Origin of the sequence: Saprospira grandis str. Lewin (genome assembly GCF_000250635.1) — a bacterium.
Classification (GTDB): domain Bacteria; phylum Bacteroidota; class Bacteroidia; order Chitinophagales; family Saprospiraceae; genus Saprospira; species Saprospira grandis.
Window position 1 is genome coordinate 3,973,732 of sequence record NC_016940.1, and the last position, 24,934, is coordinate 3,998,665.

Annotated in this window: 25 protein-coding genes; 14 read left to right on the plus strand and 11 right to left on the minus strand. The window is 44.7% G+C overall.

Features of this window, described 5'->3' with window-relative positions:
• Positions 1 to 22: 22 nt before the first annotated feature.
• A complete protein-coding gene (locus SGRA_RS23875) occupies positions 23 to 202 on the plus strand; it encodes a hypothetical protein (protein WP_041329764.1) in 180 nt (59 codons plus the stop codon).
• A 542-nt stretch (positions 203 to 744) separates the two neighbouring features.
• Here SGRA_RS23875 and SGRA_RS17595 read toward each other — a convergent pair.
• Positions 745 to 1,935, minus strand: a complete 1,191-nt coding sequence (locus SGRA_RS17595) for an OmpA family protein (RefSeq protein ID WP_015694168.1) — start codon at positions 1,933 to 1,935, stop codon at positions 745 to 747.
• Between the two features lie 118 nt (positions 1,936 to 2,053).
• On the opposite strand from SGRA_RS17595, the gene nadD reads away from it, so the two are divergent.
• The 3 genes from nadD to SGRA_RS17610 are packed head-to-tail and all read left to right on the plus strand — an operon-like array spanning position 2,054 to position 4,850.
• Positions 2,054 to 2,629 (plus strand): nicotinate (nicotinamide) nucleotide adenylyltransferase, encoded by a 576-nt coding sequence (gene nadD / locus SGRA_RS17600; protein WP_015694169.1) that lies wholly within the window; start codon positions 2,054 to 2,056, stop codon positions 2,627 to 2,629.
• A gap of 36 nt (positions 2,630 to 2,665) precedes the next feature.
• On the plus strand, positions 2,666 to 3,967 hold the full coding sequence (locus tag SGRA_RS17605; protein WP_015694170.1) for an AAA family ATPase: 1,302 nt from the start codon (positions 2,666 to 2,668) through the stop codon (positions 3,965 to 3,967).
• Positions 3,951 to 4,850 carry an HNH endonuclease family protein gene (locus SGRA_RS17610; RefSeq protein WP_015694171.1) on the plus strand — a complete coding sequence of 300 codons (900 nt, stop codon included), beginning with the start codon at positions 3,951 to 3,953 and terminating at the stop codon, positions 4,848 to 4,850. The genes SGRA_RS17605 and SGRA_RS17610 overlap by 17 nt, the downstream gene beginning before the upstream one ends.
• 57 nt (positions 4,851 to 4,907) lie before the next feature.
• Here the strand turns inward: SGRA_RS17610 and SGRA_RS17615 are convergent, their stop codons facing one another.
• Positions 4,908 to 6,416 (minus strand): catalase, encoded by a 1,509-nt coding sequence (locus tag SGRA_RS17615; RefSeq protein ID WP_041329984.1) that lies wholly within the window; start codon positions 6,414 to 6,416, stop codon positions 4,908 to 4,910.
• Between the two features lie 322 nt (positions 6,417 to 6,738).
• On the opposite strand from SGRA_RS17615, the gene SGRA_RS17620 reads away from it, so the two are divergent.
• The 3 genes from SGRA_RS17620 (at position 6,739) to SGRA_RS17635 (ending at position 9,230) form a co-directional block, all read left to right on the plus strand.
• Complete coding sequence (locus SGRA_RS17620; protein WP_015694173.1) at positions 6,739 to 7,686, plus strand: hydrogen peroxide-inducible genes activator; 948 nt, start codon at positions 6,739 to 6,741, stop codon at positions 7,684 to 7,686.
• A 251-nt stretch (positions 7,687 to 7,937) separates the two neighbouring features.
• Positions 7,938 to 8,489, plus strand: coding sequence for a hypothetical protein (locus SGRA_RS17630; RefSeq protein ID WP_148268389.1), 552 nt, complete (start codon positions 7,938 to 7,940; stop codon positions 8,487 to 8,489).
• A gap of 48 nt (positions 8,490 to 8,537) precedes the next feature.
• Entirely contained in the window at positions 8,538 to 9,230 is a 693-nt protein-coding gene (locus SGRA_RS17635; RefSeq protein ID WP_015694176.1) for a DUF2461 domain-containing protein, read from the plus strand.
• Here SGRA_RS17635 and SGRA_RS17640 read toward each other — a convergent pair whose 3' ends face one another.
• From SGRA_RS17640 to SGRA_RS17660, 5 genes are all read right to left on the minus strand, one after another.
• A complete protein-coding gene (locus SGRA_RS17640) occupies positions 9,231 to 10,160 on the minus strand; it encodes an ion channel (protein WP_015694177.1) in 930 nt (309 codons plus the stop codon). It lies immediately after the preceding gene.
• A gap of 6 nt (positions 10,161 to 10,166) precedes the next feature.
• Positions 10,167 to 11,411: a DEAD/DEAH box helicase gene (locus tag SGRA_RS17645; protein ID WP_015694178.1), complete on the minus strand. Its 1,245-nt coding sequence runs from the start codon at positions 11,409 to 11,411 to the stop codon at positions 10,167 to 10,169.
• Positions 11,412 to 12,140, minus strand: a complete 729-nt coding sequence (dapB, locus tag SGRA_RS17650) for a 4-hydroxy-tetrahydrodipicolinate reductase (protein WP_015694179.1) — start codon at positions 12,138 to 12,140, stop codon at positions 11,412 to 11,414.
• A 185-nt stretch (positions 12,141 to 12,325) separates the two neighbouring features.
• A complete protein-coding gene (locus tag SGRA_RS17655; RefSeq protein ID WP_015694180.1) occupies positions 12,326 to 12,814 on the minus strand; it encodes a hypothetical protein in 489 nt (162 codons plus the stop codon).
• Positions 12,807 to 14,075 (minus strand): AAA family ATPase, encoded by a 1,269-nt coding sequence (locus SGRA_RS17660; protein ID WP_015694181.1) that lies wholly within the window; start codon positions 14,073 to 14,075, stop codon positions 12,807 to 12,809. Before SGRA_RS17660 ends, SGRA_RS17655 begins: the two co-directional genes overlap by 8 nt.
• 193 nt (positions 14,076 to 14,268) lie before the next feature.
• Here SGRA_RS17660 and SGRA_RS17665 point away from each other — a divergent pair, with 193 nt between their 5' ends.
• Positions 14,269 to 15,012 (plus strand): lysophospholipid acyltransferase family protein, encoded by a 744-nt coding sequence (locus tag SGRA_RS17665; RefSeq protein ID WP_015694182.1) that lies wholly within the window; start codon positions 14,269 to 14,271, stop codon positions 15,010 to 15,012.
• Here SGRA_RS17665 and SGRA_RS17670 read toward each other — a convergent pair.
• On the minus strand, positions 15,009 to 15,506 hold the full coding sequence (locus SGRA_RS17670; RefSeq protein ID WP_041329986.1) for a GbsR/MarR family transcriptional regulator: 498 nt from the start codon (positions 15,504 to 15,506) through the stop codon (positions 15,009 to 15,011). The two genes, SGRA_RS17665 and SGRA_RS17670, sit on opposite strands and share 4 nt — an antisense overlap.
• Positions 15,507 to 15,677: 171 nt before the next feature.
• Positions 15,678 to 16,703: an NAD-dependent epimerase/dehydratase family protein gene (locus SGRA_RS17675; RefSeq protein WP_015694184.1), complete on the minus strand. Its 1,026-nt coding sequence runs from the start codon at positions 16,701 to 16,703 to the stop codon at positions 15,678 to 15,680.
• 304 nt (positions 16,704 to 17,007) lie between these two features.
• Here SGRA_RS17675 and SGRA_RS17685 point away from each other — a divergent pair, with 304 nt between their 5' ends.
• The 3 genes from SGRA_RS17685 (at position 17,008) to apaG (ending at position 18,961) form a co-directional block, all read left to right on the plus strand.
• Complete coding sequence (locus SGRA_RS17685; RefSeq protein ID WP_245538581.1) at positions 17,008 to 17,883, plus strand: YicC/YloC family endoribonuclease; 876 nt, start codon at positions 17,008 to 17,010, stop codon at positions 17,881 to 17,883.
• Between the two features lie 90 nt (positions 17,884 to 17,973).
• The gene (gene gmk, locus SGRA_RS17690; protein WP_015694187.1) at positions 17,974 to 18,594 is read left to right on the plus strand and encodes a guanylate kinase; all 621 of its coding nucleotides are present in this window, start codon (positions 17,974 to 17,976) and stop codon (positions 18,592 to 18,594) included.
• Positions 18,572 to 18,961: a Co2+/Mg2+ efflux protein ApaG gene (gene apaG / locus SGRA_RS17695; protein WP_015694188.1), complete on the plus strand. Its 390-nt coding sequence runs from the start codon at positions 18,572 to 18,574 to the stop codon at positions 18,959 to 18,961. The genes gmk and apaG overlap by 23 nt, the downstream gene beginning before the upstream one ends.
• Positions 18,962 to 19,441: 480 nt before the next feature.
• On the opposite strand, the gene SGRA_RS23880 is transcribed toward apaG, so the two are convergent.
• Complete coding sequence (locus tag SGRA_RS23880) at positions 19,442 to 20,347, minus strand: hypothetical protein (RefSeq protein WP_245538582.1); 906 nt, start codon at positions 20,345 to 20,347, stop codon at positions 19,442 to 19,444.
• 332 nt (positions 20,348 to 20,679) lie between these two features.
• Between SGRA_RS23880 and SGRA_RS17705 the strand changes: the two genes are divergently transcribed.
• Positions 20,680 to 21,876: an IS256 family transposase gene (locus SGRA_RS17705; RefSeq protein WP_015691783.1), complete on the plus strand. Its 1,197-nt coding sequence runs from the start codon at positions 20,680 to 20,682 to the stop codon at positions 21,874 to 21,876.
• A gap of 91 nt (positions 21,877 to 21,967) precedes the next feature.
• The gene (locus SGRA_RS23565) at positions 21,968 to 22,417 is read left to right on the plus strand and encodes a hypothetical protein (RefSeq protein ID WP_148268390.1); all 450 of its coding nucleotides are present in this window, start codon (positions 21,968 to 21,970) and stop codon (positions 22,415 to 22,417) included.
• On the opposite strand, the gene SGRA_RS22360 is transcribed toward SGRA_RS23565, so the two are convergent.
• Positions 22,396 to 22,758 (minus strand): hypothetical protein, encoded by a 363-nt coding sequence (locus tag SGRA_RS22360; RefSeq protein WP_245538583.1) that lies wholly within the window; start codon positions 22,756 to 22,758, stop codon positions 22,396 to 22,398. The genes SGRA_RS23565 and SGRA_RS22360 overlap by 22 nt on opposite strands.
• 633 nt (positions 22,759 to 23,391) lie before the next feature.
• On the opposite strand from SGRA_RS22360, the gene SGRA_RS17715 reads away from it, so the two are divergent.
• On the plus strand, positions 23,392 to 24,930 hold the full coding sequence (locus tag SGRA_RS17715; RefSeq protein ID WP_015694191.1) for a type I restriction-modification system subunit M: 1,539 nt from the start codon (positions 23,392 to 23,394) through the stop codon (positions 24,928 to 24,930).
• Positions 24,931 to 24,934 lie beyond the last annotated feature (4 nt).

Consider the following 24,934-nt stretch of genomic DNA (forward strand, 5'->3'; position numbering starts at 1 on the left):
TTTCGGTAAAAGTAATTAGCTAATGTCTTTTTCAACAGCCCCCCAGGCAACAAAAAGGCATTTCATTTTAAATGGAGGTTTAAAAACCTCCATAAAAAAACAGGGATTAAAATTTCTCTTGGGGAAAATCAATGGACCAAAAATCATCATGTTCAAAGCGGCAGAGGATTTTAATCCTCTCCGCACTATAGATGTAGAATAGGATTGTTGTATGGCTGTGGGTTTCAACCCACAGGTTCAAAAAAACAACCGCCCCGAAAAAGGAAACAGTTTTAGTTTAATTTTTTAGGAGCCGATAGTTTTAACCATCGGCTCATTTTTTTGGATGTAGAATGGCCTCCCTTCTTGCTGTGGGTTTTAACCCACTGGACCAAAAAAAACTTCAAAAAACAACAACCGTCCAAGCACAAGCGCCAAGAAAAATCCCCTCGAAAGAGGGGATGACAATTTTTTGCTTAGCCTAGGGCCTTGGCCCTGGGGTTCCTATGAAATTTATGCGGGATAGAAAAAACAAGAAGCCAAAACCGCCGAAGAAAAAAGCCCAAAGAAAAAAAACAGATGAGCGGATGAGCGATGCGCAGCAGTGCGGCGCAGCCGCAGACCCAGCAAAAAACTTGTTTTTTTGCGCAGGGCCGAGCGACCAGCGAGCTGCGAAGCGTAGCGACCCGAGCCAAAGGCGAGGGGCAGCCCCCAAAAAAAGCCCAAAATTTTACTTTTGGGCTTTAAAGTGCTTATGAAATATGTTTAATCCTCATCGGTATAAGGATCAACTTCTGTTTCGTATTCGACTTCGAGATTTTCGGCATCTACTTTAGTGACGGTAAACTCTACGCGGCGGTTAATTTGTCGGCCTTCGGCGGTATTATTGTCGGCAACGGGTTTGCTTTCGCCAAAGCCTTTATAACTTAAGCGATTTGGGGCCACGCTTCCTTTTTGGACCAAATAATTATAGACCGATTTTGCGCGGTTTTCTGATAAGCGTTGGTTGTAGCTATTGTCTCCGCGGCTATCGGTATGCCCATGAATGGCAATTTCCATGCTTGGATATTCATTGAGCAGGTCAATGACCTCTTGTAATTGCTCGTTAGATTCGGGCAAGAGGCCCCATTTTGCAGTCACAAAGAAAATGCGATCCAATTTAACCACATCGCCAACTTTTGGTGGCGGGGGCGGAGGCAATGCGGGGGGCTCTTCTTTAAAGTTGAGTTCGCAAAGCATGATATCATCAATGAGGTAGTAGGCATTTTCAAAATCTCCGGCGGGATCGGCAGAGCCTTCGATCATTTCTGTACTTTCATTATCGAAAAAATTGCCGAGGATAATCCAATTGGAGCGGTTTGGCGAGACAAAAGTGCCAGAATACTTCACCCATTCTCTTTTATCTTTATTGATGACCTCTTCCACATTAAAATCGGGTTTAATTTCGGTGAGCGGGTCCCAAGTTTTTCCTTTGGTCAGTCGGGTAGGCGAGAGGGCCAGCCCAATATTATTGCTTACATATTTTGAGCGAACGGCACGGCAGACCCAAAATTCAAAGTAATATTCGGTTCCTTTGCGCAAAGTTTGGGTCAATTTGGCCTGCACATATTCTCTATAGACGCTGCTGCGTTCCGATTTTGGGTTGTGCGTTAAAATAGCGGCCATTTTATAGCCCGAATGCGGTTCGTCAATGATTTCATTGTTTCTTTTTGCCGACTTTAGGGTTTGTGGAAACACAATTTTTAAGTCAGGCGTCGATAAAGAAGGGCTAGACCAATCAGAAACGCTATAACGAAAGGTTTTAAAGCCATCGAGATCATCTTTAGGCGGTTTTGCTCTAAGTTTTTCAAAACCGGGATTCGGAACCAAGTTGGGGCCCGATCCTTCTGGAGCTTGCGCCATCAAATGAAAAGGCAGGGCCAGAAAAGCTGGCCAAAAAAGGTATTTTTTCCACATAATTAAAGTCTGTTTTATTTAAAGATACTAAAGGCGGGCTAAAGTCACAAAAAAACGGAGCCTTCTAGGGCAATCCGAAAAGAAGGCTGTATATTTTCGGCAGAATAAATTAAAAATTATGAAAGTAGGACTCTTTTTCGGCTCTTTTAATCCCATTCATATCGGGCATTTAATGATTAGCAGTTATTTGTTGCAACATAGTCCTTTGGATGAGCTATGGTTGGTGCTTAGTCCGCATAATCCACATAAAGAACGAAAAACTTTGGCCGATGACTACCTGCGTTTAGAAATGTTGCAGGCTGCGGTGGAGGAGGAGCCGGGCTTAAAAGCTTGCGCTATCGAGTTTGATTTGCCCAAGCCCTCTTATACCGTAGATACTTTGGCTTATTTGCGAGAAGAGCATCCCGAGCATGAATTTGTTTTGCTGATGGGGGGCGATAATCTGCGCTCTTTGCCCAAATGGAAAAATTATGAGCAAATTTTGGCGCATCATACTATATATGTATATAAACGGCCAAAAGTAAATTTGGGCGAGCTGGAAAATCATCCCAGTATTCATTTATTTCCAGAAGCGCCTTTGGTAGAAATTTCAGCTACTTATATTCGTCGGCAAGTAGCCAATGGGGGAAGTATTCGTTATTGGGTGCCCGATGCCGTGCGAGAAATTATTGAGAAATCGGGAGTGTATCGTTAGGTTTTAAATATTCAGGGACATTAAATTGATGAGCGTATGCAGTTAAAAAGCTTGAGCATAGAGGGTTTTAGAGGCTTTAAGGATAGACAAGAAATTATTTTTCCTGAAAATGGGGAGCCTTTGGTCATTTTAGGGGTAAATGGAGCGGGAAAAACTGCGGTCTTGGAGGCAATTCGTGCGGCAATTGCTCCTTTTGTGTTTGACTTAGGAAGTCAAAACAAAGCATCTGTTTCAGATGCTATGGAGCGAATGCTTAAATATCAAGATATACATTTAGAAGCAAAGAGAGCTGCAGTATTTTTAAAATGGAGTTGTGATTTGGGTTCTAGGAGGTTTGACTTGTATGCACAAACCATCTTTTATAAAAGGGATGCACAGAAAGTAGAGTTTTTTTTGAAGAAAAAAAATGACTACAGATTTTACGTTAATAGGGTCCTCCGTTACGACACTGAAGTAAGCCTACCTGTAATTAGTTATTATGCTTCAGATAGGAATATTAGAGATTCATCTTTAGATTTTCTGCAGAAAGAAGAAATTACCACTTGGTATGCAAACACATTAAGTAATGGCCCAGTCGATTTTAAGCGGTTTTTTTCTTGGTATCGTTTTACAGAAGATATTGAAAATGAGCAACGATTAGGACAAGAAGATTTTAGCTACAAGCATCCTCAGTTAGAAGCTGTTCGGCAGGCAATTATACAAATGATGGGAGATGAGTTTAAGGATTTGCGAATACAACGCAGTCCTTATGTCGATATGATTCTCAAAAAACAAGGGGCACAATTATCCGTCATGCAATTATCTTCAGGAGAAAAAGCATTACTAGCTTTAGCAGGAGATTTAGCAATGCGTTTGGCTTTGGCCAATGAAGGGGAAGAGCATCCGCTGCGAGGCGCAGGCGTAGTCATGATTGATGAAATTGATTTGCATTTGCATCCTTCTTGGCAGCGTAAAGTGGTGAGCCGCCTACGGCAAACTTTCCCTAACATTCAGTTTATTTTGACGACTCATTCTCCTTTGGTAATTAACCATTTAAAAGCAGAATCTTTATATCTCTTAAAAGATAACCAATGTTTTCCAGTCATTGATTTTAATCCTTATGGTGCAGATATAGAAACTGTTTTGGCTTGGCAGGGGCTATCGCCTGAAGAAATTCAGGGAGAAGTTCCGCTAGAAGGAATAAGTAAAACACTTCAGCTTATCCAAGATAATCAGTTGCAAAAAGCAAAAGAGGAAATTGTAAAGCTTAAGAAAGAAATGGATAAAGAGCATCCTAAAATTAAGGCCTTGGAGAGCCAAATCGAAATAAAAGAAATGCTTAATGGAATGGATTTATAAAGCAGTTTGTAGTGAAGGGAAAGAGGCCTTAGATAATTGGCGTCAGCCACATGAAATTGCTTTAGACGCTATGTATTCAGATAGTCGGATTCCGGCTTCTACTTTATGGGAGTATTTAGACGATAATAGAACGGCCAATTTTGATAAAAAAATTCTTCGAAAGTTTCTATTAGAGGAGCAGGGCCACATCTGTTGCTATTGCGGTCAGCGAATAGATATGAATACAACTGTCATCGAGCATCTACTTGATAAAGGAACAGACAGAAGGCTTACCTATGATTACTCTAATCTTTTGGCTTCATGCAATGGAGGCAAAATGAAAATACATCAGGTAAAAGTAGCAGAAACCCTAACTGATATCGCAAGTTTATATGCTTGTCATCCTGCTGATTTAGAGGAGTTACATGAAAGTATCCCTGAGAAAACACATATTAAAAAATTAAAGCGAAAAGCAGATATTAAAAACCTTCGAGAAGGAGATCGTTTATTTATTCAGTTTGGAGATAAAGCAACAAGACATTGCGATGCAGCAAAAGGCAAAGAGGAGTTAAGATTGTTACCAACAACTAGTTTTCGTATTGAAAATAAGTTTAGCTACGATCTAGCAAAAGGCGAAATATTGGCTAAGAATGAGGGGGCAAAAATAAATATTAAAGTTTTGGGTCTCAATCAAAATAACTTACTTAAACAACGGCGGGTGGAGGCTAGCGAACAACAAGAACAGCAGTTGTTACAACTTTTTAATGAACTTAAAGCCATGGGGCAATTAGCAAAATTTAAGCTGCTACTAAAAAAATTATGGCTTTCAACTTTTGAAAAAAATGCAGAAGGAGAAAAGAAAACCTTTCCGTTTCTCCGAAGGTTTATCATAGATAACTACTAGCTGTCCCAAAAAAAAGCCCAGTCTACAGACTGGGCTTTTTATCTTTCTCCACTAAATTTATTCATGTTTCAAACTGGCCATGACCGCCTCCACATCAACTTCTAGGCCTTGGGCCACGGCAGCACCCAATTTGGGGTCTACTCTAAAGAAGTGACAAAGTTGGCGATTGATAATCGTCTCTCGTTTTGGACCAGCAATGCCTTGCATAGCCCCCACAATATTGGCCACCAAATTATGACGATCATAATCGTTCATGACTTCATTGAAAAGGGCGGCGGGCTGACTAAAATGATCGTTTTCGCCAGGCCCCTCATTCCGATCAAAGAAATCGGCCACAGGATCCTTAATTTCCTCCGCAGGCTCCGTATAACTCGCATCCTCATAAATGTCATCAAAACTATTGGGATAATAGTTGGGCCCCTCTTCGCCATTGCCATCTACCCGCATCAAGCCATCTCTTTGGTAATTTTTTACCGCAAAAGGACAACGATTGACGGGAATTTGCTCATAATTGGCCCCCAAACGATAACGATGCGCATCGGGATAAGACAATAAACGACCCTGCAACATTTTATCGGGCGAGTAGCCAATGCCATCCACAATATGAGCGGGCGCAAAAGCACTTTGCTCTACGGTAGCAAAATAATTTCTGGGAATTTGATTCAATTCCAAAATCCCCACTTCCTGCAAAGGGAAGTCTTTATGCGACCAAACTTTTGATAAGTCAAAGGGATTAAAAGGCAAAGCCTGCGCCTGCTCATCCGTCATGGTCTGAATCATAAATCGCCATTTAGGGAAGTTGCCCGACTCAATCGCTTCTACCAAATCCCGCTGAGAGAAATCCATATCTTTGGCCCGCATCTGATCGGCCTCTGCCCCAGTCATATTTTTGATGCCTTGTAGGGTCTTAAAATGGAATTTTACCCAAACGCGCTCGTTATCCGCATTCACCATACTAAAGGTATGCGAACCATAACCATTCATATGGCGATAACCATAAGGCGTGCCTCGGTCCGAAAATAAAATCAAAACCTGATGCAAACTCTCTGGATTTAAGCTCCAAAAATCCCACATCATGGTTGGACTTTTCAAGTTGGTTTTAGGATCCCGCTTCTGTGTATGAATAAAATCGGGAAACTTTTTGGGGTCTTTGATAAAAAAGACGGGCGTATTATTCCCCACCATGTCAAAATTGCCGTCTTCGGTGTAAAATTTTACCGCAAAACCTCTAGGATCTCGCTCGCTATCGGCGCTGCCTTTTTCGCCACCTACGGTAGAAAAACGCAGAAAAACCTTGGTCTCTTTGCCAATTTGGTTCAAAAACTTGGCGCGGCTGTACTTAGATACGTCTTGGGTCACGGTAAAAGTACCAAAAGCACCGCTCCCTTTGGCATGCACCACCCGCTCGGGAATCCGTTCGCGGTTAAAATGCGCCAATTTTTCATGCAAAATATAATCTTCTAGCAAAAGAGGACCCCGACGGCCCGCAGATTTACTATTTTCGTGATTCGTATAAGGACGGCCAGAAGCCGAACGCAATTTATGATTTTGCTCTTTCTTACTCATAATATATGCTATGTTTAGGATGAGGAAAATAATATGATTTTTGGGCCTCCCGCCTTCGGCGGGCGCTACGTTTCGCAGCTCGCAGGTCTGCTCGGCCCTTCGCAAAAAAACGCAGTTTTTTGCTCGGTCTGCCGCTGCGCGGCACTGCTGCACATCGCTAGGCCAACTAAAAGTTGCTTCGCAAAGAAAGGCTCCCTTTGGTCGCCCCGCTTGGCGCGCCATTGAATTTAGTATTTTTTCTTTGCTTAGACAAATATAGTTTGCTGCCCCAATTGTTTAAAATGATATATTTGATATAAGTATCGACTAAACCGATGATAAGATGAATTTACAGCAACTCGAATATATTTTGGCCCTAGAAGAGCATCGGCATTTTGTCAAGGCGGCAGAGGCTTGCTTTGTTACGCAATCTACCTTGAGCATGATGGTCAAAAAGTTGGAGGAAGAACTGGGCGCGCCTATTTTTGACCGAAAACAAAAACCTTTGGCCCCAACGCCTCTAGGCGAAAAAATTTTGCGACAAGCTCGTTTGGTTTTGCAGCAGGCTGGGCAGCTTAAAGCTATGGTCGATTGGGAACAAAATCAGTTGGGCGGATGCTTGCGCTTGGGAGTGATTCCTACCTTAGCGCCTTATTTATTGCCCTTGTTTTTGCCTAGTTTTCTGGCGGCTTGTCCAGACTTGCAAGTAGAGCTCCGAGAAATGCAAACCCAAGAGATGGAACGGGCCATGCTTGCGGGAGATTTGGACCTAGGCATTTTGGCTTTGCCTTTTGGCCATCCTACTTTGGTCCAAGAAAGCCTCTTTTATGAAGACTTCTTATTATATGGAGATGATTTTGAAATGGAGAAAAACTACTTCTTAACCGAAGAGTTGGACCTTTCTCAACTTTGGTTGCTGGAAGAAGGCCATTGTTTGCGCCAACAATTGGTTGATTTTTGTGCCTTGCAGTTGCAAACTGGCGAAAGTCGACAGCTTAATTATTTGGCGGGCAGTTTGGAAAGCCTCCGAATGCTAGTCGATTATCAGGGAGGATTTACCATTTTGCCCAGATTGGCGGGCCAGGCTTTGCCCCCAAAACAACAGGCGAGCTTGCGCAGTTTTGCCGCCCCCCAACCTTATCGAGAAATTGGTTTGCTTCGGCCCGCCAACTTTGAGCGCCAAGCTCTGTTAGATTTACTCAAAGAACAAATTTGGTCTCATTTGCCTCCTGCTTGTCCCAGAGAATTGCCCGCAGCAGGAAAATCTTGGCCCGTTCATTTTGAGGATTAGGGGCGGCGAAGCCGCCCTGGCCCGAAGGGCCAATTGGCCCAGCGCTGCGGAGCGGGTGGCCGCAGGCCAGACCGAGCAAAACGAGCCCTAGCGAAGTTTTGCGAAGGGCCGAGCGAGCAGCGAGCCCCGCAGCATAGCGGCGGCCGCCCCAAATTGAAGGGCGGCCGCGGGCCCCAAAAAAGAAATAATCTAAAAACTAAGGACTGCATTTCATTTTTGATGATTAAAGCAGCTGAAAAACAATGAAAAATATGGTGGTTGATAATTTACAATCCTTGATAGATGAGGTGCTTTTACTGGCTAAGGATAAAGAAAAGTATATAGAAAAAATAGTTCAGCCTTATCCCTTGATGGAAGAATTGCGCAAAGAACTGAGCGACTATGCCGATGTATCAATACATGATGGATTCAAAGTGCAAGTTTATATTGACCACTCCGAATTCAAATCTGGAGACTTGGAAATCTACTATCAGACGAGCCTGTCTTTTTCTAAGTTTGTCAATGCAGTAAGACTCACGTTTTATTGTTCTGTGAAAAATCCAGATCCTAGGACTCATAGCGGATACATTGACAGAGAAAGTTATGACGATTGCTTTATTCAAGAACAATTTGATTTGTGCAAAAAAATATGGTCATTTTTTGAAAAACATGGAATTACAGTAATTATGGATCAAGAATATGAATATGTTGTAGCTGGTTTAGACTTTGTTAATCAAAGATTAGCTCTTCGAGGAGCACAACCTACGGCAGGAATGTTGTTTTTTGAAGACTTTTTTGGTTATGCTGAAGAGCGATGGGGATAAGGGCGGCCGCGGGCCCCAACATTATAGAAAGATAAAAAAGAATTGAAGATGCAATATTTTGATGCGGATTTCCTCGGTTTTTTTCGAGAATTGGCCGCCAACAACGAAAGAGAATGGTTTAAGGCGCGCAAAAAGCGCTATGAGGAGTCGGTCAAGCAGCCTTTTGAGCGTTTGATTGAGGATTTGGGCCAAGAAATGCAGCGGATAGAGCCGGGCATTGATTTGCGTTTGCCCAAAGAATTGATCTTTCGGATTTATAAGGACAGTCGATTTTCCAAGGATAAAACACCTTATAAGCTGCATGCTTCGGCTATTTTATCATCCAAAGGGCGAAAAGCGATTGATTGGCCCGCCTATTATTTGCAATTTGGTCCGGCGGGAGTTTGGGTGGGCGGTGGTGCCTATCGTTTGTCGCCGGCTCAAGTTTTGGCTGTTCGGGAAGCTATTTTGGACCAAAGAGAAAACTTTGAGCGTTTATTGGCTCAGCCTGCTTTTGAGCAGTATTATCCAGCAGGTTTGCAGGGCGAAAAACATAAGCGCATCCCCAAGCAATTTCGGGCTTTGGGCGAGGAATTGCCCCTGATTTACCAAAAGCAATATTATTTTATGCGGACCTATGAGGAGGAGGCAGAAATGGATGAAATTCTGCAAAGCAAAGAGCTTTTGCCTTGGCTTTTAGAACATTTTGAGGCGGCCATGGGAGTTAATCGCTTTTTGCGAGAGGCTTTGGCGGGGGAGTAGTTAGTTGCTACTCAGATACTCAAAATCAGATATTTTACTCAGCTCCAATAGCGTCTTCCCATTTCGGCCAGCATGAAACATAGGTACAAATTGCGCATTCCAAACCATTTCCTCGCTACTATAAGAGTGGTAGGACCGGAGTTGGATGCCATGGCTATCATCATGGGCCTGAAAAATGACAATTAGCTCTAGTTTTTGGCGAGAACAACTGCTTTTCCCCAAATTTTGAATGGGCGAATCTTCATTGAGCGGATGCACTACGGTCCAATTGAGAGGCATAATGCGCAGTTGTTCCCGCTCCAAAGGCAAAAGCGAAAATTTTCGGCTCAATTGGCCCAATTCATTTTCTTCCAACCAACTGGCCACCAAAGAAATTTGCGCCTCGGCCAATACTTTTTGTCGGGCATTGGCTATGCGAAACATCAGGGCTTTTCCATCTTGATAAGGCGCAATCAAGATGTTTTTGCTATAACGCAATTTTAAATTGGGCTTAGAAAAACGGGCAAAAAGCAGCCCCGTGGCCAAGGCAAAACTCAATAAACCCACAAAGGCACCCGCCGCAGCAATGCAATTGGCCGCAAAACCTTCTGGACTCACACTGCCATAACCTACGGTGGTCAGGGTTTGTACACTAAAAAAAAAGGCCTGCCAAAAATGCGAAAGTTCGGGATTTCCCGTACTCAATTGCTCAATGCCCACAGCCAAATACAAAAGCGCAAAAACTGTGTTGATGAGCAAATAAAAAGCAGTGAGGACCAAAAAGAAACTGCTCCAGGAGAGCTCTACCAACCACTGATAGGACTGAAAACGCTCAAAAAAAGCATTGTCTCTATAGATGTTGAACTGCCCATTAGGCAAAATTAAACGATCTTGTTCCCCTCGAAGGGCGGTGCCAAAACCCAAATCCTGAAAGCGCCTCTTTTTGGCCATCTCCTTTTATTTCTTCCGTTTTTTACGTCGATTTTTCTTGCTGTCTTCGGCTTCTTGGATTTCTCGCATTACATCTTTAAACGAATAAGTCTGCGAATCACTGAGGTCGATGGTGGCTTCATAATCCTCTACCGGAATATCCAGCAATTTGATTTTTTGCCCCATATACTCCTCAATTTTCTCCAACATTTCTTCTTCTCTAGGCGCACAAAAAGAAATGGCTTTCCCTCTTTTTCGACCTCGGCCCGTTCGGCCCACTCGATGCACATAGTTCTCGGCCTGGTCGGGCAAATCGTAATTGATGACCAAATGCACATTGGGAATATCAATGCCTCGAGCACTTACATCGGTGGCAATGAGCAAACGAACTTCGCCTTCGGCAAAGGCTTTGAGCGCAGCAGTTCGCTCTTGCTGTTCTTTGTCGCCATGCAGACTCCTGGCCTCAATTTTCACTCTTTGCATAGCCGCCAACAGCCGCTCTGCCCGCACACGGGTGCGCACAAAGGCCAAAATCTTCTGATTGGGATTTTCCTTATACAAACGCTCCAAGAAAAAGCGCTTATCCTCCATATCTACAAAGCAAAGGGAGTGGTCAATATTTTTATTGACGGGATCTTTGGGCGAAATCTGAATCCGAATGGGATTAGAGACTAGCGAATAGGCCAGTTTCTTAATTTTCTGGTCAATCGTAGCCGAAAAAAACAGGGTTTGCCGCTTTTGGGGCAGCCGCTGCAAAAGGTCCTGAATATCTTCATAAAAACCAAATTGCAACATTCTATCGGCCTCATCCAAAACCAAGGTTTTTACAGCCTGCAAACGCAATGCGCCCTGAGCTTGTAAATCAAATAAACGACCAGGCGTAGCGACCAAAATATCAACTCCTGTCTCCAATTTAGCCAATTGTTTATCCTGCTTGCTCCCCCCATAAATGGCCAGGGTTTCAATCCAACTTCCACGAGTCAAATTATGAATAAAGGACTCAATTTGTTGGGCCAATTCATGCGTAGGCACCATGACCACCACCTTGGGCGACCGTCCTTTGCTTTGATCCTTTCCCGCTAGCAGTTGCTGCGCCAAAGGAATGGCAAAAGCGGCTGTTTTTCCCGTTCCGGTTTGGGCCACGGCCAAAACATCCTGCCCTTTCAAAATGGGCTCAATCGCTTTATACTGAATATCGGTGGGCCGCTTAAATTCTAGGGCGGCCAGACGCTCCTTTAAGATTTGCTCAAAGGGATAACGACTAAATTTCATTTATTGCTCTTTTAAAAGGTCTTTCATTCCAAATACACCATTTTTTCCCGCCAACCATTCGGCCGCTTTGAGGGCGCCAGCCGCAAAACCAATGCGGCCTTTTGCACGATGCGTAATTATAATTTCATCTTCCGAAGATGCATATTTCAGGCTGTGCGTGCCCGGAACTCCCGCTTCTCTTAGCGCAAAAATGGGAAAATGATTTTCTTTTTGGCTGCCTTCCAAATTGGGAAATTCGGCCAAATACCAATCTTCAAAGCGCTTATTATGGGCCAAAACGCCCTGCGCCAAAGAAATAGCGGTCCCAGAAGGAGCATCTTTTTTCTCCAAATGATGAATTTCCTCCATTTCCAATTGGTATTGCGGCTGCCCGGCCATCAATTCGGCCAAACGCTCATTGAGGGCAAAAAATAAATTGACGCCAATGCTAAAGTTAGAGGCATAAAAGAAGGCCCCCTTTTTTTCTTCGCAGGCAGCAGCCATTTTATCCCAATCAGCTAACCAGGCAGTAGTGCCCGAAACAACGGGAATCCCTCTTTCAAAGCAAGCCAAATAATTGTTCAAGGCAGCATCGGGCTGACTAAATTCAATGGCTACCTCTGCTTCCAACTCAAAATTATCCCAATCGCTAGCTTGGTTAATTTTTCCGACCACTTCATGCCCGGCAGCCTGCGCCATTTTATCTAGGGTTTGCCCCATTTTTCCATATCCGATGAGTAGAATTTTCATTTTTTCTGTTTTTATTTTTTTTGGGGCCTCCGCTGCGGCTTCGCCTTGCGGCGGGCTGTGTCGCGGCTCGCTATTCGCTCGGCCCTGCAGTTTTTTCGCTGCGCTCAAAAACTTGGGTCTGCGGCTGCGCCGCCCCGCTGTCCATCCCTAGGCCTGCGGGCGCTTCGCGCCCTGTAGGACCGAAATTAAATATGATGTTCTGATTTTATGGCAAAATCTGTTTTTTTGTAGTTTTTCCTTAGCCTCGCTTTGAATCGTTTAATCTTTGTGTTCAGCTTTTTTAGCCCTTTGCTATTGCAACTCAAAAAAAGCTTTTTTTGCCAATTAGCTTTGGCAAATAAATTTAGGCTGGCTTCTAGTTGCTCTATTCCCGCTGCAATATCCTGCCCTTTTAGCTCAACAAAAATTTGTGTTTCTTTTTCCGCTATTTCTAAAAGGGCATCGCAGCGCTTTTGTCCCTGCCAATTGCTAACCTTCTGTTGTAAGTTGTTTTGAAAAGCACAGGTTTTAGTTTGCTCTTTACAGCCTAGCTGATTTCCTCTAGCCTGGCATTCGTCCAACTTAAAATGCGCCACTTCTAGTTTTTTAGGGTTTTTGAGTCTAAAAGTAGAGCGTTCGCCCGGTTCTTTTACCACAATTGTCGAATGGGCTATCTTTTGATGACAACTATTCATAGGGTTCTAGATTAAGGAGCTCATCAAAATCTCGATCAATATTTTCGCCGACCTCATCAAGGATTTGGGCATTGAGCAAGCCTGTTTCTTCATCCCAAAGCGAAAAAGCAGCTCCATCTTTTAGCATATAAGCCGAGAGCTCTTCTTTTTTTACTCTTAAATAAGACGGATGCTTTTGGTCCAATGCCTTTTGGTCCACCTTTTCATTTTGGGCCAACTGTCCCGCCAACAACATATTATTAAGCACACTAATGAGGTAGGGACTATGCGTACTAATTTCTAAATGCATATCTTCTTCATGTGCATTATACATTAAAATCAATGCTTCTAGTACTTGGCGCTGCGCCTGTGGAAATAAATGGGTTTCTGGCTCTTCTATGTAGAGGCTAACTGCCGTTTTTGTTCTTCTAAACCAATGACGGATTACTTGCAAAAGGGGCAAAACTTCCTGTTGGCCCGAAGAAGCTTGTAGTAAATTGATGTGACGACCATCTGCTAAGCTTAAAAAGTCGCCATCTACTTCTTGCACATATTTTCCCTTCAGCACCTGCTGAATTAGCACTTCTAGTTCTTGTTCTAGAGGAAGAAGTTCGCGCCCTTCTCGATTTTCTCGAGCCAATGTCTTTTTCATGCGCTCATACTCAGAGGCAAAGTCCACAAAACTAGGGTCCAACTCATTTTCTGAACGCAAAAAAGAAAAGATGTTCTCTTGTAGAAAAGCAAAAAAACTACGACCAGAGGGGACAATTTTATTAGTGGCTAAAGATGCTGTTTTTAGCTTTTGAATGAAATCGTTCCTAAAATCTTCCTCTAAATGGTATTCGTCATAAACACCATAAAAATCTACAGGGTTTTCGCCTCTACTTAATATTTCTGATACATTCGTGAATGTAGAAATATAGTTATCAATCCAATCTTTTGTTGTTTTTGAGGTATCCAGTCTTATGTTCTGTTCATTCGGCTCTCGCTTTATATAAATAACATAGCCATTCAACTGATAGGAAATGCTAAAAGCGCTATCCTTGGGCCAGCTAGAAATTGGAAAAGTTTTTTTAAAGTTTTTATCTGCTTCTTTATCTAAGATCGAGATCCCATTAAAAAAATGCCAAGGAAAATTAGAGTAAATATTCCTAAAAAAATAAGCCAGCTTCATCAGCACACTTTTGCCAGAGGCTTGAGGGCCAATAAAGAGGTTAATTTTATTGAGTTCGATTTTAAGGTCCTTAAACCCAGCGAAGCCTTGTATTTCCAGACTTTCCATAGCTGCTATATTATGCTTTGAATTTATGTAGAGGAGATTCTATTCCGCCCCAAAGATACGCAAGTCTATAAGAACTCATTTAAAAATGGCGGTCTTATAGACTTGTTTTTTTAAGTTTTCCCTAAGCGTTCTTTTTCTATAACTTGTTTATCTTGCCCAAAATTTTACTCCACGCCTAAACCTACTTAAGCTCATGCTTCGCCTCCTACGCAATATCTTTTGTTTTTGGCTGCTGCTGATGTTTTTATTCACTGGCGCTTTGGTCTTCCCTTTCTTTTGGCTCAGTTTCAAGTTGCTCAAAGGAGAGCGAGAAGCCTGGACCACCCTCTATATTACCAAGTTTTGGGGCTTTTTATTGGGCCTTTTGGCGGGACACTGGATTCGGATTCGAGGCAAAGAAAAAATTGACCCCAAAGAACGCTATGTCATGGTGAGCAATCACTTATCTATGATGGATATTCCCGTTTGTGCGGCTGCCGCCCCCATGCCTTTTTCTTATTTGGCCAAATGGGGCGTGCGAAAAATTCCCGTGGTGGGCTTTGTCTCCCACTACCGAGACGTTTTTGTCGATCGCCGTAGCCCCGAAAGCCGCAAAGCGAGTATGCTCAAATTGCAAAAGTATTTGGAGGAGCAGCGCTCGATCCACTTGTTTATTGAAGGTACCCGAAATGTCTCCGATGAGCCCCTGCAGGCCTTCCATAATGGCGCTTTCAACTTGGCGGTAGACAGCCAGCAGCCTATTGCGGTGCTGACCATCATCAATACCGATAAGATTCTGAGCTCCAAAAATAAGTTTCAGGCAGGGCCCGGCCTTTGCTGGGGCGTTTGGTCCGATCCCATTTCCACTCAAGGAAAAACTCGAGCCGATATCCCCGCCCTAAAAGAAGAGGTGCGCCAAAAAATGCTAGCAACCCTAAAAGAATTTGGCCGCGCCTAAATCATCTTGAGCAAAACGCTCATCAGCCATTCGCTATCGGCATCTACCAATCTTTCGAGCAAACCATCGGCTTTTTTAGAAAAGAGCTCAATAGATTGAATCATGGCCACAAATTCCTCCTTTTCCTTGCTTTCTCCCTCAATATCTTGCACATCTTCTAGCACTTTGAGGGCGGGCTCTAGCTCTTTTTTCTTGCGGTGAATAATAATTTGCCGCACGACTTTCCACATATCTTTTTCGGCCACAAAATACTCTCTTCGCTCTCCCGCTTTTAGGCGTTTATAGACTAAGCCCCAGTCAATTAGGGCGCGGAGATTCATGTTTGAGCTACCTCTAGAAATTTGTAGCTCGGCCATCACATCATCGGCAGAGAGGGGCGCTTCGGAGACTAGCAGCAGGGCATGTACCTGGGCCATACTCCTGTTGATTCCCCAATTGGAGCCAAATCCGCCCCAGGCTTCAATAAATTTTTCTTTTGCTTCTTGCAGTTGCATAGTTGTTCTTGTTTCTGAGCAGATTTTTCTTTTTTTTGGGGCCTCAGCTGCGGCTTCGCCTTGCTGCGCTATGTTGCGGGGCTCGCAGGTCTGCTCGGCCCTGCGTTTTTTTTCGCTGCGCTCAAAAAAACTGGGTCTGGCCTGCGGCCACCCCTGCACAGCGCTAGGCCTTTAGGGGGCCAGTAGTCCAAAGGGCTGTTCTCCGCTCTCGGCTAATTTATACAATTTGGCGCTATCTTGCATACAAACAGACAAGGGACGGAAATCTTTGCCTAAAAAATCAATCACTTTTTGGTTGTCATATTCGTATTTGCTATTCAAATTGCGGGCAATTTCTTCGGTAATTACTGGGGGCAAGCCTCTAATCCAACTACGGAGCTTTTCCAGTCGCCAAAGGAGTTCAACGCCCCAACTGGGCAGTTTTCTTTTGGGGGGCTTTTTGCCCAAGGCATTGGCCATTTCGCTAAATAGGGTTTGGTAGCTACAATTTATACCATTTAAGATAAAGCGTTGTCCCTGCGCCTGAGGATTTTGCAAAAGGGCCAAGGAAAACTCGGCTACATCTCGCACATCCACAAAGCCCGTAGCCCCAGCAGGATAAAAGGAAAGTCCCTTGGCCACTTGCTGAAACATTTGGGCGGTGCCCTTGGCCCAATAGCCTGCCCCCATAATCACCGAGGGATTGACAATGCAGGCGGGCAAACCCTCCTGAATTCCCCGCCAAACCTCGCATTCTGCCTTAAATTTACTAATGGCGTAGTTAGAATTATATTTACTGTTTTCCCATTGCGATTGTTCATCAATGCGCAACTTTTTTTCGTCTCGGCCCAAAGCGGCAATGCTACTCACAAAAAGCGACTCAGAAATATGGGCATTTAGGGCCGCATTGACCAAATAAGTGGTGCTATCGGCATTGAAGCGGATCATTTTTTCGGCCTCTTTGGGCTGAAAAGAGACCAAGGCTGCCGCATGAATCAGGCTATCTACTCCCTCTAGGCAACTTTCTACAAAAGAGAGGTCCAGTAAATCGCCTTCTCGCCAATCAATTTGTTGGGCCATTTCGCCCAGTAGGTCCATAGGGCTGCCTGGCCGTTTGCTGGCCCGAATCCGGTAGCCTGCCTTTAGGGCCTCTCGGACCAAATAGGCGCCTAAAAAGCCGGTGGCCCCAGTAATGAAAAGTAGTTTTTGATTATCCATGCGAAAGAGAAAAAAATTCTGAGCGTTGCAAAATAAATAGCGGCGGGCTGTGCCGCCAAGCGCTATTTGGCCTAGCGATGCGAAAGGGGGCGGCGAAGCCGCAGACCAAAGCCCGCAGGGCTGCAGGGCCGAGCAGACCTGCGAGCCCTGAAGCGTAGCGCCGCAAGGCGAAGCCGCAGCGGAGGCCCCAAAAAATAAAAACAGTTTGGGCCAAGATAAAGCTTTTGGGCAAAAAAAAGGCGGCTAGCTTGGGAAGACAATGGAATAATGCGACCTTTGTGCCCTTAACCAACATCATTTGGAGATGCTATACTCAATGACGGGCTACGGACGTGGCCAAAAAGAAGGCAACAAAGGCCATTATTTAGTAGAAATTCGGGCCGTAAATAGCAAAGGCTGTGATTTGCGTCTGCGTTTGCCCTTGCAGTTTCAGGCCAAAGAAATGGAGCTGCGCCGTTTGTTGCAACAGCGATTGGGCCGCGGGAAAATTGATTTTAGCCTACAATTAAGCCATGCCGAAAAAAGCGATTACCGCATTGATGAGGGCGCTTTTATGGCTTATGCCGAGCAACTCAAAAGTTTGGGGGCCGAGCTAGAAGTGCCGCCCGGCGATTTGTTGTATACGGTAAGCCGCCTGCCTGCGGTGGTCGTGCCCAATGAGGATAGTTTGTCGGAAGAAAGTTGGGCCGAGCTTTTGGCTGCGGTAGAGTTGGCCATTGCGCAATTTAATAGTTTTCGGGCCGAGGAAGGCTTGGCTATGCAAAAAGATTTGTTGGGCCGACTAGAAGAAATTGAGGCGCTTTTGCAAGAGCTGCCCAAACATGAAGAAGAGCGGCTGCAAAATGTACGCGAGCGCTTGCACAACAATTTAGATAGCATTTCTTTGAAAAAAGAGCTAGATGAAAACCGCTTTGAGCAAGAGTTGTTGTATTACCTAGATAAGCTCGACATCTCGGAAGAAAAAGTGCGTTTGGCCCAACACTGCCAGTACTTTAAAGAGGTACTTTTGGCCAAAAAGCCCGCCCAAAAAGGGAAAAAGCTCAACTTTATCAACCAAGAGATGGGCCGAGAAATCAATACCCTAGGCTCTAAGGCCAATCATGCGCCCATTCAACGCCTGGTCATTCAAATGAAAGAGGAAGCCGATAAAATCAAGGAGCAACTAGCTAATGTGCTCTAAAAATCGGCCTAATTTCCCTATCTTCGTGGCCTATTTCAAAATGGAAGCGTTTTATAAAAAAGCACTTTCTCACAGAATATCGCAGAATACATGCAGCAAGAAGCCAAACTGATCATCTTTACCGCCCCTTCTGGAGCGGGGAAAACCACTATCGTCAAACATTTGCTCAAAACCCGCAAAGATTTGGCCTTCTCTATTTCGGCCTGTACCCGTAGCCAGCGCTATGGCGAGGTGAACGGAATGGATTATTACTTTTTGTCTTTACAAGACTTTAAGCGCCGGATCGAGGCCGATGAATTTGTGGAATGGGAGGAAGTCTATGACAATCAGTTTTATGGCACCTTAAAAGAAGAGGTGGAGCGTTTGTTGGCCTTGGGCAAAAGTGTCCTTTTTGACATTGATGTCAAAGGAGCCGTAAATATCCAGAAGCATTATCCAGAGCGCTCGCTTTCTATTTTTGTCAAGCCGCCTTCTGCCGATACGCTTTTTGCGCGTTTGCGGGGCCGCAAAACGGAAGATGAAGAAAGTCTGCGCAAGCGGATTGCTCGGGCTAGCGATGAGCTGACCTATGAATGTAAATTTGACTACACTTTGGTCAATGACAATTTGGAGGTGGCCTTAGCGGAAGCCGAAAAAGTAGTAGAAGCCTTTATTTCGGAAGGCAATTCGGGTTTAGAAAAACTGAAGCATGGAAACGGCCATCACGCATAATATTAAGGTTACGGTAACTGCTGTTTATCAGCCCGATTACTCTCGGCCCTTGCGCTCGGAGTTTGTCTTTGCCTATCAAATTCGCATTGACAATTTGGGCAAGCGTCCTTTGCAGCTACTCAGCCGATATTGGTTGATTTGGGATTCTAATGGCAGCCAAAGAGAGGTAGAAGGCGAGGGCGTAGTGGGCCAACAGCCGGTATTATATGCTGGCGATTTTCATGAATATGTTTCGGCCTGCCCCTTACAGAGCGATATTGGCTATATGCAGGGCTATTATGTCATGCGTTATTTGGATGGCGAAGAGGAGGAGGTCAAGGTGATTGTTCCTCGTTTCCGTTTGCAAACGCCTTTTAAGAATAATTAGAAAGGAGCGACTCTGAGGAGTCGCTTTTTTTATGCCAAATAGTTAGTTCATTTTCTTGTCGATGGGGTAACGATTAGAAGGATTTGGGGCCCGCGGCCAGCAAGCTGGCCGCCGCTATGCTGCGGGGCTAAATTTAATGAGGGTTTCAACCCTCATCTATATATCATTGCGAAGCAATACCATTGTTGCGGTGGGTTTTAACCTACCGAAACGGGCCTGCGCAGCGCTGGGCCTTTTGGCCTTCGGCCATGGCGGCGAAGCCGCCATCTGCAGCCTAAAGGCCGCAGCCAATCCGGTTGGGCTATCATCTTGCTCGCCGCAGGAGCTTAAAAGCCCCTGCTTCCAAGATAGAAGGCAGGGACTTAGGTTTTTCAGGACCTGCGGCTTTTAAGCTGCAGGCCATGGACCCCATAAAGAGTTAGCTGATTGGGTCTTAATCTGGCTGCGGGTTTTAACCCGCAGAGATATAAAAACAGCCCCCTACATCAATTCCAATTCAACCTTAGCCATTTGGCTTGCTGGATTATCAAAGAAGAGCAAGCGGTGGCCCACAGGCAGTTGCAAACTAACGCTTTGGTTGGGCTGCAACTCATAGATCTGAGCGGGGATATCATTTGCATTAGCGGCAGAGTAATACTTGACAGCCTCTCCCTCAAGATGTGTAATGCGGATGGTTTCTCCACCACGGAGCAAACCCTCTAGCTGGGCCGAGCGGCTTTCTGCAGCTAGATCTATCTCAAAGAGGCCATAATCTTCTTCTTCTGTGCTTTCTTCGCTGCTACCGTTGTTGCTGCGGCGGAAGTACTTGAGTTCGTAAAAGTCAGCCACCTGATTGATGTCTCGGTAGTAGTGAAACTCTAGGCGAGCAAAGCAGGCAAAGAGTCCCAAAGACAATTCTTCTCGCTGCTGCTCGAGCAGGGTAGAGTTGTTACTGTAGTGGTATTCTAGTCCCTGCTGTTCGTTGCGGAGATCTTCTAGTTGTTGGCCATAGCTGGCAACGGTAGTTCCTAGGTTAGCCAATTGGGGGTCTTGGAGTAGGTTGCGCCCCAAAGTTTTAACGAGTTGGATGCGAACTTCAAGGCTATTATTTTGAAAAACGCGACGCCCCTGCGGAAAGAAGCTTTTGTACTGACGGCTCTGATTGTCATAGCTGATCTGAATCTCGGCGGCCCAACGGCGAAGTAGGGGGCCCGTTACTTCTTCTAGCAGCTCATTAAATTCAGCTGTTTTTGCATGATAAGCCGTACGCCCATCAATAGAACGCTCATACTGCTGCAAGAAAGCAAAATAAAAAGGCTCGAAAAAGGTCAAGATGTCCTGAATGTCAGGATCCGTAGCCGCTTTGATGCGTAGCTTGCTCAAATGATCTGTAGCTAGCTGATACATTTTTTTGAAGGACCCTTTCGTACTGCTATAAAAGAAATTACTTAGGGCTGCCCAATCTGGATTTTGAAACATAATAATAAAATTATTGGGGTTGTAAAATATATAACGTTATAAACTTAGGTAAATACTTTTTAAATGTCAAGCTTTTCCCTAAATAATTATAACTTTTTTGGTATTTGCTGTTTACGACTTATTGTTTTAGTGCGTTAAATAGGCATTTTAGTATGTATTTGCAAAATGGAGACTGTTTAAAATTTTGTGTATGGGCAAAAAAAGGGGTAAAGATTAGGAGGTTTAATATCAATTTAATTACTTAGAAAAAAAGTACCGCTATGGACAAGAAACAAGAAGAGTTATTAAACCGCCTACTAGGAGATGTGAAGAACATTGAGGAGCTAGACAAGCTAACAGATGACCTCAAAAAACGAGGAATTCAAAGTTTGTTAGAAGGAGAAATGTCAGCGCATTTAGGGTATGCTCGTGGCGAAGAAGTCCAAGGAGAAAATCGCAGAAATGGCCATTCTTCAAAGAAGATCAAGACGGAAAGTGGCAAATTACAAATAGAAATACCAAGAGATCGAGAGGGTAAATTTGACCCTGTAACAGTCCCCAAACACAAATCGATGACGGCTAAGCTGGAGAGTGTGATTACACTATTGTATGCTAAAGGTATGAGCCTGTCTGATATAGTAGAGTATATGGATGAAATTTATGGTCAGCAGTACTCTAAGAGTCAAATTACAACCATTACTAATAGCCTCTTAGATAGTATTCGAGAGTGGCAAAATCGGGTTCTTGATGAGAAGTATGCGATTCTTTGGATTGATGGGATTCACTATAAAATTAGAGAGGATGGGCAGATTAAAAGCAAGGTTTGCATGATTGTACTTGGGGTTAATTTAGCAGGCTATCAAGACATTATTGGCATGTATCTCTTTGAAAAAGAGACTGCTGCAAATTGGGCCACAACTTTGAATGACATTAAAACAAGAGGGGTAAAGGATGTTTTATTTATCTGCTCAGACAATCTAGCTGGCTTGGACCAAAGCGTTGAGGCCGTCTTTCCTCAGGCAGCTCATCAAATTTGTGTGGTCCATCAAATTCGCAATTCTATGAAGGTTGTTGAAGCCTCTAATAGAAGAAAAGTGGCCAAAGATATTAAGCTCATTTATACAGCTCCTAATGAAGCTGAGGCCAGAAATCGGCTTCAAGATTTTGAAGAAAAATGGGGTGATCGCTATCCTTACATCATTAAATCTTGGGAGAAAAACTGGGACAATCTCACTGTCTTTTTATACTATCCTCAAGAAATCAGAAAGCTTATTTATACCACAAATATTATTGAAGGCTTTAATGCTGGCCTGAGAAAATATACCAATAACAAACGCTCATTTCCAAATGATGCTGCGGCCATAAAATCTATCTATTTAGCCGCTATGCAAATTCAAAAACGATGGAAGGTCAAACGAGCTGGTTGGACCAAAGTTTTCAGCCAGCTTTGTGTCTGTTTCCCTGACCGGGTCATCTAAATTTTACCACTCGCCTCCTAGTCTCTATTGACCAAATTTTATTCTGATACACAAAATCCTGAACAGTCCCGCAAAATGGATTATCAAGGTATTGACAAGCTATTCTGCAGCTACAAAATGGCATCTTACATTTGCGGTAAGCTATTCTGCAGCTGCAAAATGGCATCTTACATTTGCGGTAAGCTATTCTGCAGCTGCAAAATGGCATCTTACATTTGCGCTAAGCTATTCTGCAGCTACAAAATGGCATCTTACATTTGCGGTAAGCTATTCTGCAGCTACAAAATGGCATCTTACACTTGCGGTAAGCTATTCTGCAGCTACAAAATGGCATCTTACACTTGCGGTGAGCTATTCTGCAGCTACAAAACGGCATATTACATTTGCGGTAAGCTATTCTGCAGCTACAAAACGGTATATTACATTTGCGGTAAGCTATTCTGCAGCTACAAAACGGCATATTACATTTGCGGTAAGCTATTCTGCAGCTACAAAACAGCATATTACATTTGCGCTAAGCTATTCTGCAGCTACAGAATAGGGCATAAAAGTTTTGATTGGGTGTTCTGCAACTGCAGAATAGGGCATAAAGGTTTTGATATGGTGTTCTGCAACTGCAGAATAGGGCATAAAGGTTTTGATTGGGTGTTCTGCAACTGCAGAATAGGGCATAAAGGTTTTGATTGGGTGTTCTGCAACTGCAGAATAGGGCATAAAGGTTTTGATATGGTGTTCTGCAACTGCAGAATAGGGCATAAAGGTTTTGATATGGTGTTCTGCAACTGCAGAATAGGGCATAAAGGTTTTGATATGGTATTCTGCAACTGCAGAACAGGGCGTAAAGGTTTTGATGGGGTATTCTGCAGCTACAGAATAGGGCATAAAGGTTTTGATGGGCCGTTTGGCCTTCGGCCATGGCGGCAAAGCCGCCATCTGCAGCCTAAAGGCCGCAGCCAATCCGGTTGGGCCATCATCTTGCTCGCCGCAGGAGCTTAAAAGCCCCTGCTTCCAAGATAGAAGGCAGGGACTTAGGTTTTTCAGGACCTGCGGCTTTTAAGCTGCAGGCCATGGACCCCATAAAGCGTTAGCTCATTGGATCCTAATCTGGCTGCGGCTTTTAAGCTGCAGGCCATGGCCGAAGGCCAAACGGCCAGATAGCAGGCCCGAAGGGCCGCAGGCCTAGCGATGTGCAGCAGTGGCCGTCAGGCCAGACCGAGCCGCCCTAGGCGGCGAAGGGCCGAGCAGACCTGCGAGCTGCGAAACGTAGCGCCGCAAGGCGCAGCCGCAGCGGAGGCCCCAAAACAACAGCGAGCTGCGACAACCAGCCTCGAAGAGGCGCCAGTTCGATGACCGAAGGGAATAAACGTAGCGCCTGCCGCAGGCAGACAACAAGGCTGCAAGCCGCAGTTCGACGACTGAAAGGAGTAACGCCCCCAAAAAAACAGCAGCATCTCCCGCCAAAAAAAACTTGCTCAAGCTTACTGAAAGCCTTACTTTGGGTGCATTATATATAGCATGCTAAAAGCTAAAACAGTGAGTAAAAAACTAACTACAGCAGAGATTAACCAGGTGGTTTGGAAGGCCTGCGATACCTTTAGAGGGGTGATTGACCCCAGCCAGTATAAAGACTATATTCTGACGATGCTCTTTTTGAAGTATGTGAGCTCGGTGCATGATGCTAAACGGGCCTTTTATATGGATAAATATGAGGGGAATGAGCAGCGAGTGCAGCGGGCCATGGAGCGAGAGCGCTTTAAGTTGCCCGTGATGAGTAATTTTGCCTACCTCTATGAGCAGCGAAATGCAGTAGATATTGGGGAGCTGATTGATAAGGCTTTGGCGGCCTTGGAAGAGGCGAATCCCGAAAAGCTGAGCGGAGAAGGTGCGGGGATTTTCCGCAATGTATCGTTTAATAGCAGCAATTTGGGGGATCTCAAGGAGAAGAATGTCCGCCTAAAGCATTTGCTGAAAGACTTTAATAGTCTGGACCTGCGGCCAGAGCATTTGGAGGGCAATGATGTGATTGGAGATGCCTATGAGTATCTGATTCAGAACTTTGCGGGAGATGCGGGCAAGAAGGCTGGGGAGTTTTATACCCCCAGCGAGGTCTCTACTTTGGTGGCTCGATTGAGCAAGCAGGGGCCTGGGGTCCGCATTTATGACCCCACTTGCGGCTCTGGTTCTCTATTGATTAAGGCGGCCAAAGAGGTGGGCAGCAAGGATGTTTCGCTCTATGGGCAGGAGGCCAATGGCAGCACCTGGGCCATGGCTATTATGAATATGTTTTTGCATGGCTTTGATGATGCAACCATCCGTTGGGGCGATACCCTGCGCAACCCCAAACATAAGGAAGGGGATGAGCTGATGAAATTTGATACGGTGGTGGCCAATCCCCCTTTTTCTTTGGATAAATGGGGTAGAGAAGAAGCGGAGACCGATCCCTACAACCGCTTTTGGCGGGGAATGCCCCCCAAGAGCAAGGGCGATTGGGCCTTTATTAGCCACATGATCGAGTCGACTTATGCGCAAAAGGGGCTGGCTATTGTGGTGGTGCCGCATGGGGTGCTTTTTAGAGGCAGCTCGGAGGGCAAGATCAGAAAGCAAGTGATTGAGGAGAACCTCTTGGATGCCGTGATTGGCTTGCCGGCCAACCTCTTTTATGGAACTGGGATTCCCGCCGCCATTCTGGTCTTTAGCAAGGCCCGGCAAAAAGATCGCTCGGTCCTCTTTATTGATGGGAGTCAAGGTTTTGAGGCCGGCAAAAAGCAAAACCGCCTAGGCGAGCAAGACCTAGAGAAAATCGTGGCGACTTATCGGGCCTATAAGGCTGGAGATTATGCCCTGGGGGTAGTCGAGGATAAATATAGCTATCTGGCCAGCTTTGAGGAGATCGAGGAGAATGATTTTAACCTCAATATTCCCCGCTATGTAGATACCTTTGAGGAGGAAGCGCCCGTAGATATGGCCGCTGTGCAAAAGGAGATTGCAGCGCTAGAAGCAGAATTGAAGGCGGTGGAAGCCGAGATGCAGGGCTATTTAAAACAGTTGTTTTAGACCA

Coding starts and splice junctions, on each gene's coding strand:
- SGRA_RS23875 (WP_041329764.1), top strand. CDS start 23: ATGTCTTTTTCAACAGCCCCCCAGGCAACAAAAAGGCATTTCATTTTA.
- SGRA_RS17595 (WP_015694168.1), bottom strand. CDS start 1,935: ATGTGGAAAAAATACCTTTTTTGGCCAGCTTTTCTGGCCCTGCCTTTT.
- nadD (WP_015694169.1), top strand. CDS start 2,054: ATGAAAGTAGGACTCTTTTTCGGCTCTTTTAATCCCATTCATATCGGG.
- SGRA_RS17605 (WP_015694170.1), top strand. CDS start 2,666: ATGCAGTTAAAAAGCTTGAGCATAGAGGGTTTTAGAGGCTTTAAGGAT.
- SGRA_RS17610 (WP_015694171.1), top strand. CDS start 3,951: ATGGAATGGATTTATAAAGCAGTTTGTAGTGAAGGGAAAGAGGCCTTA.
- SGRA_RS17615 (WP_041329984.1), bottom strand. CDS start 6,416: ATGAGTAAGAAAGAGCAAAATCATAAATTGCGTTCGGCTTCTGGCCGT.
- SGRA_RS17620 (WP_015694173.1), top strand. CDS start 6,739: ATGAATTTACAGCAACTCGAATATATTTTGGCCCTAGAAGAGCATCGG.
- SGRA_RS17630 (WP_148268389.1), top strand. CDS start 7,938: ATGGTGGTTGATAATTTACAATCCTTGATAGATGAGGTGCTTTTACTG.
- SGRA_RS17635 (WP_015694176.1), top strand. CDS start 8,538: ATGCAATATTTTGATGCGGATTTCCTCGGTTTTTTTCGAGAATTGGCC.
- SGRA_RS17640 (WP_015694177.1), bottom strand. CDS start 10,160: ATGGCCAAAAAGAGGCGCTTTCAGGATTTGGGTTTTGGCACCGCCCTT.
- SGRA_RS17645 (WP_015694178.1), bottom strand. CDS start 11,411: ATGAAATTTAGTCGTTATCCCTTTGAGCAAATCTTAAAGGAGCGTCTG.
- dapB (WP_015694179.1), bottom strand. CDS start 12,140: ATGAAAATTCTACTCATCGGATATGGAAAAATGGGGCAAACCCTAGAT.
- SGRA_RS17655 (WP_015694180.1), bottom strand. CDS start 12,814: ATGAATAGTTGTCATCAAAAGATAGCCCATTCGACAATTGTGGTAAAA.
- SGRA_RS17660 (WP_015694181.1), bottom strand. CDS start 14,075: ATGGAAAGTCTGGAAATACAAGGCTTCGCTGGGTTTAAGGACCTTAAA.
- SGRA_RS17665 (WP_015694182.1), top strand. CDS start 14,269: ATGCTTCGCCTCCTACGCAATATCTTTTGTTTTTGGCTGCTGCTGATG.
- SGRA_RS17670 (WP_041329986.1), bottom strand. CDS start 15,506: ATGCAACTGCAAGAAGCAAAAGAAAAATTTATTGAAGCCTGGGGCGGA.
- SGRA_RS17675 (WP_015694184.1), bottom strand. CDS start 16,703: ATGGATAATCAAAAACTACTTTTCATTACTGGGGCCACCGGCTTTTTA.
- SGRA_RS17685 (WP_245538581.1), top strand. CDS start 17,008: ATGCTATACTCAATGACGGGCTACGGACGTGGCCAAAAAGAAGGCAAC.
- gmk (WP_015694187.1), top strand. CDS start 17,974: ATGCAGCAAGAAGCCAAACTGATCATCTTTACCGCCCCTTCTGGAGCG.
- apaG (WP_015694188.1), top strand. CDS start 18,572: ATGGAAACGGCCATCACGCATAATATTAAGGTTACGGTAACTGCTGTT.
- SGRA_RS23880 (WP_245538582.1), bottom strand. CDS start 20,347: ATGTATCAGCTAGCTACAGATCATTTGAGCAAGCTACGCATCAAAGCG.
- SGRA_RS17705 (WP_015691783.1), top strand. CDS start 20,680: ATGGACAAGAAACAAGAAGAGTTATTAAACCGCCTACTAGGAGATGTG.
- SGRA_RS22360 (WP_245538583.1), bottom strand. CDS start 22,758: ATGCCCTATTCTGTAGCTGCAGAATACCCCATCAAAACCTTTACGCCC.
- SGRA_RS17715 (WP_015694191.1), top strand. CDS start 23,392: ATGCTAAAAGCTAAAACAGTGAGTAAAAAACTAACTACAGCAGAGATT.